Genomic DNA, 13266 nt, shown 5'->3' with positions numbered 1-13266 from the left:
TGCGACGCCTTTCAGGGGGATGGCGTCGTACAAGATGAATTGTGTGACGGATTTGCAGCGGGGAAAAGACGTCGCACAGGGGAAATTTCAGGTATACTTTTAACCATGTCGCTGGGGTAGGAGATGCGCTGGTCGTTGCCCGGGTATCCACTCAGCAGCGCCGCGCGATGGAGTGTACCTGCTTATCAAGTCATGTCGATTTATGCACCAAAGCCTATGAGCGCCATAAACATGTTCCCCAACCGATAAAGGGGGAGGCGGTCTGTCAGCGTTTCACAGGGAAAGAGTTCACGCATGAGCGATACCGTCATCACCAATCCGGTTATCAATTCGCCCTTCGAAGAACCGGCGCGCCACTTTCTATTCACCGATGAAGGCATTACCAACCAGATCGTGCCCGGACGACGGAAGAGCGCCTACTCCGTGCCACTGCCAAGGTAGAGAGATCTGAATACAATTCACACGTCCAACAGACAACTGTCACACTGATTTTCCCCACGTAGCAAGGGTGTTTTCTATGCCTTTTTTAAGCCCATTGCGCTATCCTGGATCCAAGCGACGCTTGATGATGTATGTAGAACAGGTATTGGAAGTCAATCATTTTCGCCCTCATCTTTATGTTGAACCATTTGTGGGAGGGGGAAGTGTAGCCTTGCATTTACTCCAGAATCGAAAGGTTGATAAGATCATTTTGGTAGACCTTGACCCGTGGGTTGCTAGCTTCTGGAAAACAGTTTTTTGGGACAGCAAATGGTTGATTGAGCAAATTGAGCGCGCTCCAGTAACTTTGGAGGCTTGGCGTGTGGCTAAGAAAAGCACTCCTACTACGACCCGAGAGCAGGCGTGGATTTGCCTGTTTCTCAACCGTACCAGTTTTTCCGGTATTTTGCGACCTGAAGTAGGCCCTTTGGGCGGGAGGTCACAGGCTTCACCTTACAAGATTGATTGTCGCTTTCCGCGCCGAACTTTGATTGAGCGTGTTCGGCGAATTGCAGCACTTCGTGAATATGTCTATGCAGTGTGGAATGTATCCTGGGAAGAAGGGTTGCAAATGATACGGGCAGAACAACGGAAAGGTAAACTCCCGAACGATAAGGTATTTTTCTATTTGGATCCGCCTTTTTTTGAGAAGGCAGAGAAATTGTATCGTCATTATTTTTCGGAGGCTGATCATTTGGCATTGCGAGATGCTCTCTTGCAGCTGCAAGATAAATGGCTGCTTAGTTACGATTCTGCCGAACAAGTTGAAGTTCTCTATGGCAAGGCCCTTGCCTTAGGCAAAAATGGGACTAAGCGGTCGGATGTTGAATGGCTTTATAGCCTTTCACTACGGGAAAGAAAACTTGGTAAAGAAGTAATCCTTTCTAATTTGGAAGTTTTGCCTGAGTTCAATGGGCGTCAGTGAGGAGGCGTTTTATGCAAAACATTAACCAAATTCTGGCAACATCGACCTTGGGGAAGTTGTTGCAGCCCGAGAATTTCGTCGGTTGGGTTTATTCAATTGATTACGACTTTGCTTATGTCATGACAAACGATTTGTGGAAATATCGCGCACAAGGCATTCCTCACAACTGCTTCTTAGTCGCTGCCGCCTTTGACCCGCAAAATCTGGCGCAGACTCCAGATGAAGAAATGGAGGTAATCCTATTGCGCGTTTTGGGATCGGCCAAACTGCCCCAAGACGATGACCTGGTGCGAACAAAGATTGACCACTTCAAAGACCAGAAAAGCCCACAGGGGTCACCGGACCGCGAGTTGGACGATATCACCCGCAACGAGATGCAGTTCGGTGGTTTGAAATGCCGCGTGCTGGGAACTTTTTTCATGGATGGCAATGAGCTCTGGTTAGGCAGTGACCTGGAATCATTTGCTACCGCTACGCGCCTGAACGTATATCGTCCGCATGGAGAGGCACTTGAGACCATCGTCAATTATGTTGATCCGATTCGACGGAATGCTGCTCGTGAAATGGCGGCACAATTAGGGTTAGAGGGTGAAATAAAGCCTTTCCGAATTGGCACTGTGCGCTACACCTCTACCGACCGTCTGCATCGCCGCGCTCCTGGGGCAGAGAAAGTGCCGGTTTTTGTGCAGCCCGCTGATTTTTTGGCTCGCCGTACAGCTGTGTTGGGTATGACGCGCACGGGCAAATCGAACATGATTAAGCAATTAGTCTCGGTTGTCAAGCGGGTAGCCGATGAAAGTCACGCCAAAATCGGACAAATTATTTACGACATCAATGGGGAATATGCCAACGCCAATCAGCAGGATAAAGGTGCTTTGGCAGATATTTATCCACACGATACTGTCCGATATCGCATGCTAAAGACTGATGGATTTCGCGAATTGCGCACCAATTTTTATGACCAATTGAATGAAGGTTTTGGAATCATTCAACGTGAACTGGAAGAAGCCAACCGAGTGACCACCGACTATGTGCGGGCCTTCGTTAACCTTTCTCTTGATGAGCCTGATCCATCAGATGTTGGCGAACATAGGCGTTGGGAAGTGAGAGTTGCTGCCTACAGAACACTTCTCTATGTAGCCGGATTTACCCCTCCAGAGAATTTCCGTATTAAATTTTCTGCAAACAAAGAAGTCTCAGCAAAAGTCAGCGAGAAGTCTTCCATATCACTGCCTAATCCAACAGGAAGCGGCTTAACTTTGGAACAGGCAAAGCAGTGGTTCTTGGCATTGCGAGAAGCCAATCAAGAAGCTCCTCTCAAAAGTTCATCTGGCAAAGATTGGGTAGATGACTCCTTGAAAACCCTGCTAGACATGATTGCGCAACGTCAAGGCAAGACATACATTTCAGGTTTTAAAATTCTGGCAGATGCAATTAAATATCACTCTCCAAGACGCACAACAGAAGTTGCTGATGAAATCTATGATTTACTCCAGGATGGCAAAATAGTAATTCTCGACTTGTCCGTAGGGGATGCACGTATTCGAGAAAAAGTAAGTACGCGCATTGCGCACAAAATATTCCAAAATTCCATGGCGATTTTTGTGCAAGGGAAGACTCCCCCCAATATTGTCGTTTACATCGAAGAAGCCCACAACCTGATTGGCAAAGGCATGGACTTGACCGAAACCTGGCCACGGTTGGCCAAAGAGGGCGCCAAATACCGCATCAGCCTGGTTTATGCTACACAAGAAGTTTCATCCATGCATCCGAATATTCTGGCCAACACCGAGAACTGGTTCATCACGCATTTGAATAATGCTCGCGAAGTCAAGGAGTTGGCACAATTCTACGATTTTGCAGATTTCGGCAACTCGCTCATCCGCGCCCAGGATGTTGGTTTTGCGCGCGTGAAGACGTTATCCAGCCCCTTTGTTGTACCGGTGCAAATTGATAAATTTGACCCTGAAGCAGAGCAGCGCCGCGAGCGGGACATCGCAGAAACAGGGGAGTAGAGCCAATGCCTTATCTAAATGAATTTTCCCGAAAAACCGCACATACTGATTTCGTCAAGAATCCCAATGTTCAAGCCTTTTTGGAAACTTGCGAATATTTGACGCCTCCGTCCGAGGAAGAAGCGAAAAAATTAGCCTCTGTTTTCCAACCACCTCCACGTTCTAAACAGGATGCATTGCCAAAACTAGTACTGGCAACTGACGGTAGCCCTTATGAATCAGCACTCAACGACCGTATTCCAAACACTCGACTGGGATACATTCAGGTAGGGGCAGTTCTATTTAGCCTGAAAGAATTCGCCAATTTACGCGATGGCCGCTTTGTAGACCCCTTCAAAGTCGCGGCTCTACAGGATAACAATACTGCCTTGACTTTTGTTTTACCAAGCGCGAACGTCTGTTTGCCAGGCCACAATAGCGTGCGCGATAGTTTTCGAGCAGCGCTTGATGAACAACTGTTAAGCGAGAAAACTCGTTTTGAACCAGGTAATTTTCATACCAGTCTGCGAAGCACGCTTTTCCATTTGGCTTCTCGGCGAGCAGGAAACTTGGGGACGAAAAATCCCTTCACGCTTAAATTGCACAAATGTCCATCCTGTCAAAAAGGGCCTATTGAACTTGAGGACAAATTAGAGCAGCAATTTTGCCCTCATTGTAGACAGCCGGTGTATCCCAGCGATTGTTTGCGTTTGTGGGAAGAAGTGCATGATTATCAATCAAATGGCACGGCGCTTTCTCGCCTGATGATGATTTTAGAACACCTCCTTCCAATTCATTACATACGCTTGATTCATCAAAGAGCATTGTTGGCTCTCAAAAATATTGCCTTCTTTGTAGATGGACCATTAGCAGTATTTGGAAATGCGGCCTGGTTACACCGCAGCATCATGATTTATCTTGATGAGGTCAATCGAAAATTAGCAAAAAAGGGATCCCCCCCTATTTTAATGATCGGTCTGCAAAAAAGCGGTCAAATCATGGATTATGTCAGGATGATTGATCGCTTCCTCCCCCCTGATGGTCTGTTTGCTATTGACGACGACTATCGCTATAAATACATCCTTGCCAGCCGCAAACCATCTAAGAATGGCTTCGGATTTGAGACATATTATGGGCAGGATTTCATCTTCAAAACTCCTGAAGGTAAAACGTTTGTTTTTGGACTGCCGTACCCCTATAAATCCAAAGAAGAACCCGGAAGCGATTTTGTGCACGAAAAAACCGAATGGAAACGTTACACTAATCTGCCAGTTGCTATCAGCTTGATTGAACGCCTGCAAACGGAACTTTACCAGGATGCAGTAATACCGATTGCCTTGGCCCATCGCTATACATCTATTAGTATGAAACCAGGTGGGCGAGTTCTTGACCTTTTGACCCGGAGGGCATTGGCATGACTACCATACAAGAGCACTTACAAGCCATTACTGACAACGAACCACCTCCTATTGAGCGTCTATGGAAAATGGCAAAGTTCACGCCCAATGACGCTCAACGCGATGCAATTTTGCATGTAGACGGCCCGCTCTACCTGACAGCGGGGCCTGGTTCGGGGAAAACGCGAGTCCTTCTCTGGCGCACGCTGAATTTGATTGTCTATCATGGCGTGGCTCCAGAAAAGATTTTCCTGTCTACCTTCACAGAAAAAGCCGCAAAGCAGTTGACCGATGGTCTGCGTTCCCTTTTGGGACTTGTCACCAATCACACCGGACAATCTTTTGACTTGAGCGGCATGTATGTTGGCACGGTACACTCGCTTTGCCATCGGTTGCTCTCTGACCGACGGCGCTTTTTTGCCGACCGTCATCGTCCGCGCCCTCCCGCTCTGCTGGATGATTTGGGACAGTATTTCCACTTTAATCGTCTGTGGGACCAAATCGTGACATACGCTGGATTGCACCCAGACGATGCGGCTGAACAAATCAACTTGATTTTTGATTCACTCGCATCGCTATCACGCCACCGTGCAATTGAAAATTTAAGAAGAGCATTCAATCGCTTTTCTGAAGAATTGCTTGACCCAGATGTATTACAAAGCCGGTTGGGAGAATTCTCCTGGTGCGATTTCGCTCCCGGAGACGTCGCCTTGCTCCTGCGGTTATACGAGGGATACCGACAAACACTGCAAGACAATCGGGTGACAGACTTTGCACTACTGCAGCAAGAGGCTTATCACGTGCTGGAAAACTTTCCTGGCAGCGGAGAAGTTTTCAAACACGTCATTGTTGACGAATACCAGGATACCAACACCATCCAGGAACGCATTTTCTTCAAATTGTCCACTGGAACGAAAAATCTATGCGTAGTCGGGGACGATGACCAGGCGCTTTACCGCTTTCGCGGTGCCACAGTAGAAAATTTTGTCCAATTTCCGCAGCGTTGCCAGAAGCATTTAGGTGTTACCCCACGCCAAATTGCCCTGGATATTAATTACCGCTCCCGCAGCCGCATCGTGGAATTCTACAGTCAGTTCATGGAACAAACAAACTGGCGCAGCAACGATGGACAAACAACCTACCGTGTAGACAAAAAAATTCGTGCGCATCGCAGCGACTCTCTCCCAGCCGTAGTGGCATCTACACCATCTCACCCAGACAATGCGTGTGAGGAAATCGCTGCTTTTGTGCGCCGCTTGCTGGATGAAGGCAAAGTAGAGAATCCTAACCAGATTGCATTTCTGTATCCTTCACTAAAATCCACACAAGTGGGACGTATGCGAGATGCTCTGGAAGCCCAGGGATTGCAGGTGTATGCGCCACGCGCTGGGCGCTTTTTGGAGGTGGATGAGGCACTGGATGTGTTTGGCGTGTACGCTCTCATTTTTGGCAAGCCGGGGATGCGCGGTATGGGGAGAGATGTGAAAGATTTTCGAGACTGGCTGAACACCATCGAAGCCCGTGGAGAGACTTTGCGACGTCGTGACCCTCGTTTGGCCCAATTTATCAATGACCGTCAAGAGGAACTCAAGCGGGCACTTAACGATTACCATGCCCTCCTGAAGGTGGTGGAACGTCAACACTGGGATCTCCAGCGACCTTATGATTTGCGCACAATGAAGCGTTTGCTCTATGATGCTCCCGGTTTGTCCGAAACAGGGCGCAAACTGGTTAGCAGTGCATATTTTGATCGCATCGTGCAAAAACGTATTCGGGAAGGATACCCCCTGTTGTTGAATTACGTCATTCGTAGAGCCACGTCGCTGGATTGGAATTTTTTGGACCTCTTCTACCGTCTGATGGGCTTTGAACATTTCAAGGCCATGTTTGACCAGGCTGAGCACAAGGGCGATGAAGGTCCAGTAGCCAATCTGGGATTGATTACCCAATACTTGCAGCGTTTTACCGATGAACGAGTCAGCATCATTACCGCGGATTTGCTGGAAGAACACAAACTGACAGGTATTTTCTTCAATTCTTTCTTGTTCGCGCTCTTCCGGTTGGGCGAAAGCGAATGGGAAAACCCGGAAGACCCCTTCCCGCGCGGCCGCATTCCTTTCTTGACCATTCACCAGGCCAAGGGGCTGGAGTTCCCTGTTGTTGTACTGGGGAATCTTTACAAGCAGAACAGAGGAGCCCCTCAAATCGAAGAACTGGTGCGCCCAATGCTTTCCCGTCCGCAAGGAGAACCATTGAAGCGCATGACCGAGTTCGACATTGCGCGCATGTTCTATGTGGCACTTTCGCGAGCACAAAACCTGCTCGTTTTGGCGCACTTCAGGGGCCGGGGGCAAAACATCACGACCCAATTCAGGCCGCTTCTGGGTGATGCTTTGCCTCGAATTCCAGATTTTGACATTACAACCATGCCGCCAGCCACCATGCGGGATGAGGAAGTCCCGAAAGTGTATTCTTTCACTGCCGATTACCTGCTTTATCAGAAGTGCCCGCGTCAGTACATGATTTTCCGTAAATTTGGCTTTGTACCCTCTCGTTCCCAGACGATGTTCTTTGGTTCACTGGTGCATCGTACGCTAGAAGATTTGCATCACGAACTCATTCGTCGCCGCAAGGCAGCAGCCGCAGGAGGTCAGGATGCCTGAGGAAACAACGCTTCCCTCCATCGAAGATTTTATCCGCGATGCTTTCGAAGAAAATTTTGAGTTGTTAGTGGCCGAGAGCGGACATTCCATTTCGGCAGAATCCCGCCAGACTGCTCTGCAACAGGTGTTGCTCTACTGGCACAAGTTGCGCGAGGTAGCCGAACGCGTCACGGATACGGAAGTCCATCTGACCTTGCCCGGACAGGAAACGCCCCAAGGGCGCGAATACACCATCGAAGGCGTGGTAGACATCGTGCGCGAGGACGACCGCGTAGTGATGTATGATATCAAAACGCATGATGCAGACTATGTGCGCGCGAATCTGGAACTCTACAAGCAGCAACTCAACGTGTACGCCCACATTTGGCAAGAATTACGTCAACAACCTTTGGACGAGATGGCCGTGATTGCCACTGACTACCCTAGTGAGGTAAGGGATGCTCTAAACAATCCCGACCCCCAGGTGCTGGAGGCGGCTTTAAATCAATGGGAGCCGGTTATTCCCATTGAGTACGACCCAGCCCATAAGGACCGCACCATCTACACTTTTGGGGAGACGGTAGACAAAATCGAAAACGGCGAGTTTTCTCCGCCTCCTGTAGACGTGCTGGAGACATTTATCGCTGGCGTCTGGCGAAAGGAGCGCTTTGCAACCCGTGTGTGCCGCAACTGCGATGCCCGCTTCTCCTGCGCTTCCTACCGGCAATATGCTACAGGACGCAAACGCTTCGCCGAGCGCGGTATGGCGTATTTTATTGAAGACGACCCTGACCAGGAAGACTGGCGCACGGCCAGTTTGGATGCGAGTTAGGCAACACGTACCTTAAAAAACCATCAAGAGGAGGAACTTCCAATGCCTGCTTATTTCACCTACATCACCCCAGAGTGCGAAAAAGAAGCAAAAAAGCACAGCGAATTGGGAGAGGTGCAGAAACTCGCCGAGAAAATAGACCGCACCCAAGAAGTGGGCAACCTTTCTTTCTTTCCCAGAATTTTTCGTAAGAAAAGTCTAGGGAAGAGTTATCGCCTGATAATAGGTGAAGTACCTTATGAAGGCGATGTCGATGCCCGATTGCTCATTTTCTGGCATATCTGGCCAAAAAGTTCACCTGACTACAAAGAATTCTCAAGAGATTCGCAATCTTTTGAGGACAATTTTCGCCAAGATTGCGAACAGTTAACCCCATCCCTTGAGGAAATTTGGAAAGAAAAACTACAATCCGCACCGCCGGAGATGTTGCCGCAAGAACTCTCACAGGAAGAGCAAATCTTCCTATGGGGGTCCCGTAGCAGCCATCATGAGCAAGGCGACTGGATTATCCTTGAAAGTGAAACCTGGATAGAACGGACATCTCCTCAGAAATCCTCCAGCCAGAATAATTTGTCTACCAGGCTATCGGACATTCTCAGCATCGTTACGCAAGCCGTGCAGAATGCTGACAATGGCGATTGTAATACCACCTTCTTAGAAGGTGAGAACAATACAGCAATTCTCTACAAGGCACTTTGTGATGAAAAAGTACTTTTTCTCATTGCCCCATTACACGCCAACAACCAATCAGACAGACAGGAACTAGAATCGGCGTACCATGGTGTATTGACTGCGACCGAAAAGAGTGTTCTAAAACGCAGCAGTTGGCGGAGTTACCCGAGCCTTGTGTTGGCCGACGTAGACCTCTGGGAGCACATTCAAAAAGCGGATGAGAAAGCAAATCTCTCACTTTCTGCCGAGGAAGCCGAAGTCTTGCAACAGAGCCGTAACGGGCACTACCCATTGTTTATCAATGGCCGTCCTGGCAGCGGCAAGTCTACCATTCTGCAATACCTGTTCGCGGAACACTTGTACGACTACCTTCCCCTAGCTGATGCACTACAGGCGCCACCGCTCTACCTGACCTACAGCCAGGATTTGCTAGAAACGGCCTACAAGAATGTCAAGGCTATCTTGACGAGCAATGCCTATCACCGATTGCGGGATGATGCACCGGCTTTTGAAGACATTGATGAACTTGTGCGAACCAGTTTCTACACCCTCAAGGACTATCTCTACGGTTTACTACCAGAAGACAAAAAAGATGAACTTCCCGAAAGAGGTTATCTCCGTTATCCGGAGTTTCGGTTGTGGTACGAGAAAACGCTTGGCCGGGATGCATCACTGGCTGGAATTAGTGCTGAATTAGCCTGGCATGTAATTCGCAGTTATATCAAGGGACTGTCATCTGATACGGGCGAGTACCTTGACGACATCGCTGAATTCGAAGAACTTCCGGGCAACAAGTCCGTCACTTCAGACACATTCAAAAGCGTATCCCAGCAAATCTGGCCGCGCTATCGAGAATGGTGCCAGGAGAATGCTTACTGGGATGACCAGGATTTGGTGCGTGCGGTTTTGACCGGGTGGGCGGATAAAGACATCGATGTTCCCGAACACGTGGCTGTTTTTTGTGATGAGGCCCAGGATTACTCTCTCAATGAGTTGCGTTTTATCTTCCGGCTATCGCTCTATGCTCGTCGTCGTTTGACGCCCGACATCCTTAACCGTTTACCTTTTGCTTTTGCCGGGGACCCGTTCCAGACCCTCAACCCAACCGGTTTCGACTGGGATGCCATTCGCGGCAACTTTGGCATTACAATGCGGGAACTCCTGTACGCCAGACGTGACCACTACCCCATTGTGGAGCCTGCAGAATTGACCTTCAACTATCGCTCCTCAGCAGACATTGTACAGGTGTGTAATTTTATTCACCTGATACGAGGACTTGTCTTTCGTAAGCCAGGACTGAAGCCTCAGGATACCTGGTTCAGAGAGGCATCTCGCACACCAGTGTATTTTGATGTTGATTCAGAAGTCTTCCGGTCCATGATTCAGTCACAACAAGAAACGGTGATTATTCTTCCCTGTCAGGAAGGGGAAGAACAACGCTTTGTGGAAAATGATTCTTTCCTGGCGACTTTTGGTCTCGAAAATGGCACGATTGCTCGTAACATTCTCAGCCCCATGCGCGCAAAAGGTCTGGAGTACCAACGTGTCGTTCTTTATAAATTCGGGGATGCATGTCGCAGTGATTACCCGGGGTTACTAGCATTACTGGATAATGGGCATAATGGGCCAACGGATCGAGAAGACTCTGAGCAGTTGTTACCCCTCGAGTATTTCATTAACCGTTTGTATGTTGCAGCCAGTCGTGCTCGCAAGCGCCTCATTATCGTAGACACCATAGACGGCCTTGAGCATTTCTGGCAGAAATTTTTTGAAAAAACGGACCTTCAACGATGGCTCAATGATTACCGCGCCTTTGATGGTTCTGACCATTGGCAAGAAAAGCATATTGGGAAAATCCAACCAGGGCGATTGGATGACTGGGAAGGTGACCGCGACGACCCTCTTACCCTGGCGGAAGATTTCGAAAGCCGCGGTATCGCCAACAAAGATACTTTTTTGTTGCAACGCGCTGCACAGAACTACCGCATGTCCGGACGGGAAGGTTATGCCCGCCGTTGTGATGCCCGACGGCTCGAATTGGAAGAGAAATTCATCGAAGCCGGACAAATCTGGCAAGACCTTGGCGAGGAAGACAGGGCCAAAAGCCTATACTGGAAAGCCCAGGCTTTTGACCTGCTCGCCGCTTTTAATGACCATTCCCTGCAGCAACGCGCCGCGCACTTCATGCTAACCCGGCAAGATACATCTCTTCAGGAGGTGCGCACGTTGTTAGTTGATATCGAACAGGGGTTGGAAAACCATCACATTGAACCTGATAAGGGCTGGCGAGTAGTTATCAGCGCCCTGTACCAGGGCCTGTTAAACAAAAGCCATGAAGAAGACCTGCAACCTTTCGAATGGGAACGCCTCTGGAACCGGGCTGACAGGCTGCACAAAAAAGGCTTGCTTGAGCGAGATGAAGAAGTCGTTCAACTTCATTTGCGCGCCACCCCTTACCCCGAAAAACTCGGTCTGTTACAAAAATACAAGTTGCCAGCCTCTACAATGGTAGATTTATACAAACAACATCTTGCTGAGCCTTTGGACGAAACACAGGTTGATATTGTTTTTCAGGCGTTACGAACCACTGAAGACGATGTTGCATTGGAAAGTCTGGTGGCGCAATATCCCACAGAACACCGATTTGCCGGGATGCTGGCATACTACGCCCAGCAAAGAAAGGATTCTGCCCGCGACTGGGGTCGGAAAATGCTGGAGTATTGGGTGCAAAACGCTAGATGGGATGCCGCGCTTGATTTCGTCAAGGGGAAACGTGTAAAAGGCCTGGTGAGCGAACATGACGCAAAGTCTATTCGCAATTACCAGTGGGAAAAATACGAGATGGATATTCCCTTCATCCGCTTGCTGTCGGTTTCTGATGCCTTGAGCCAGGCTGATACAGCGCACCAGAACCAAGTCTCCAGGTACCTCAACGATAGGCTGCTCAAGAGACCAGACTTTTTCTCCACACAACTGACCGTTCAGCAGGCTGGCGGCGCTTTGGAACGCGCTGGAAAAGTGATGGATTGCCTGGAATTCTACGAGATGGTTTTCCAGCACCAGACCTGGCCCGCCAGCGAGGAAGACCAGCAATTTGCACGCCAGCGCTGGCTGGTGTGTAAAGGTCGCCAGATTGGCATCACGGATAACGATGACCGCAAGCGCAAGATTCAAAAAGAGATCAACAATCGCGCGCGTGAATGGCAAATAGACATCGCAAAACTTCCGACATTCCCGGTTGTGGATGTTGATGCCCGACCCAAGCCGGTGGCTCCAAAGCCAGTAGAAAGAACTTTCTCACCTGATGACGATAAAACCAGGGAGCCATCCCAAAAGGCCAATGCATTGGAAGACCTTTTGCCAGATGTGAAAGGCACGAAAAACGTTGATGCTTTGCTCCAAAAAGGCAATACACAACAGCCGCCTGTTGCTTCGGCAAACGAAGAAGTAGATACACCCGTACCATCCCCTGAACCTGCCCCATCGCTTATCAAACTCCAGGTGATGGCAGGGCCGCGTCGTTTCGTCATCCAACTGAACCGCAGCCGCGGCAAGATGACCATTCGGGAAGCCGATGAAATGGAGATGGTCACCCTGACTGCCCATGACCTGGGCATTCAAGGGTCAGACGATGACTTTAGTGCCCAAATTGACACGGCAAAGAAGTTTTCGAGCCGGGCAGAATACTTCGTCGCCCCCTGGAATCTGACCTGTGTGATGCGCAAAACGCGCCGCAACCGCCATATCATCTACGTTGACCTGTTCCTCGGTCGCGGCCAGTCTAAATCCGAACTTCTCAGCCTGCGCCTGGCTGAATAGAACCACCCTACGGAGAATTTACACCATGCCTGAAAAACTCCGCCCCTCCTTCACCTTCACCGAAGACCGCCTGCGCGAACTGCAAGCCGTCGTCCCCGAAGCCTTTGCCGACGGAAAAATCAACTGGGACACGCTGCGCGAAGCGCTGGGTGAATACCTGGAAGACGCCGAAGCCTGCGAGGAGCACTTCGGCCTGTTCTGGCCCGGCAAACGGGAGAGCCGCCGCCTGGCGGCCCTCCCCTCCAAGGGGACGCTCGTCCCCGCCCCCGGCGAGGGCGTGAACGAAGAGAACACCCGCAACATCTTCATCGAAGCCGACAACCTGGAAGCCCTGAAACTGTTGCAGAAGAGTTACGCCGGGCGGGTGAAGATGATTTACATTGACCCGCCTTACAATACCGGCAATGACTTCATCTACGAAGACGACTACAGTGAGCCGCTGGAAGCCTACCTGCGCCGCACCGGTCAGGTGGATGAAGAAGGCCGTCGCCTGACCACCAACACC

Annotated in this window: 7 protein-coding genes; all 7 read left to right on the top strand. The window is 49.7% G+C overall.

Going from position 1 to position 13266, the window contains the following annotated elements:
* Positions 1 to 517: 517 nt before the first annotated feature.
* Positions 518 to 1405: a DNA adenine methylase gene (locus tag D6694_06350; protein RMH43959.1), complete on the top strand. Its 888-nt coding sequence runs from the start codon at positions 518 to 520 to the stop codon at positions 1403 to 1405.
* Positions 1406 to 1416: 11 nt separating this feature from the next.
* On the top strand, positions 1417 to 3420 hold the full coding sequence (locus D6694_06345) for a DUF87 domain-containing protein (protein RMH43958.1): 2004 nt from the start codon (positions 1417 to 1419) through the stop codon (positions 3418 to 3420).
* Positions 3421 to 3425: 5 nt separating this feature from the next.
* Positions 3426 to 4817, top strand: coding sequence for a DNA double-strand break repair nuclease NurA (locus tag D6694_06340; GenBank protein ID RMH43957.1), 1392 nt, complete (start codon positions 3426 to 3428; stop codon positions 4815 to 4817).
* Positions 4814 to 7459 (top strand): ATP-dependent helicase, encoded by a 2646-nt coding sequence (locus D6694_06335; GenBank protein RMH43956.1) that lies wholly within the window; start codon positions 4814 to 4816, stop codon positions 7457 to 7459. The genes D6694_06340 and D6694_06335 overlap by 4 nt, the downstream gene beginning before the upstream one ends.
* Positions 7452 to 8270, top strand: coding sequence for a hypothetical protein (locus D6694_06330; GenBank protein RMH43955.1), 819 nt, complete (start codon positions 7452 to 7454; stop codon positions 8268 to 8270). Before D6694_06335 ends, D6694_06330 begins: the two co-directional genes overlap by 8 nt.
* A 42-nt stretch (positions 8271 to 8312) precedes the next feature.
* On the top strand, positions 8313 to 12761 hold the full coding sequence (locus D6694_06325) for a hypothetical protein (GenBank protein ID RMH43954.1): 4449 nt from the start codon (positions 8313 to 8315) through the stop codon (positions 12759 to 12761).
* A gap of 25 nt (positions 12762 to 12786) precedes the next feature.
* A partial coding sequence (locus D6694_06320) for a site-specific DNA-methyltransferase (GenBank protein ID RMH43953.1) occupies positions 12787 to 13266 on the top strand: 480 nt, incomplete at its 3' end.

This window comes from Gammaproteobacteria bacterium, from assembly GCA_003696665.1.
In the GTDB taxonomy this organism is placed as follows: Bacteria; Pseudomonadota; Gammaproteobacteria; order Enterobacterales.
Note: the sequence above shows the minus strand (reverse complement) of the source record. Positions and strands in the feature narration are given on the sequence as shown.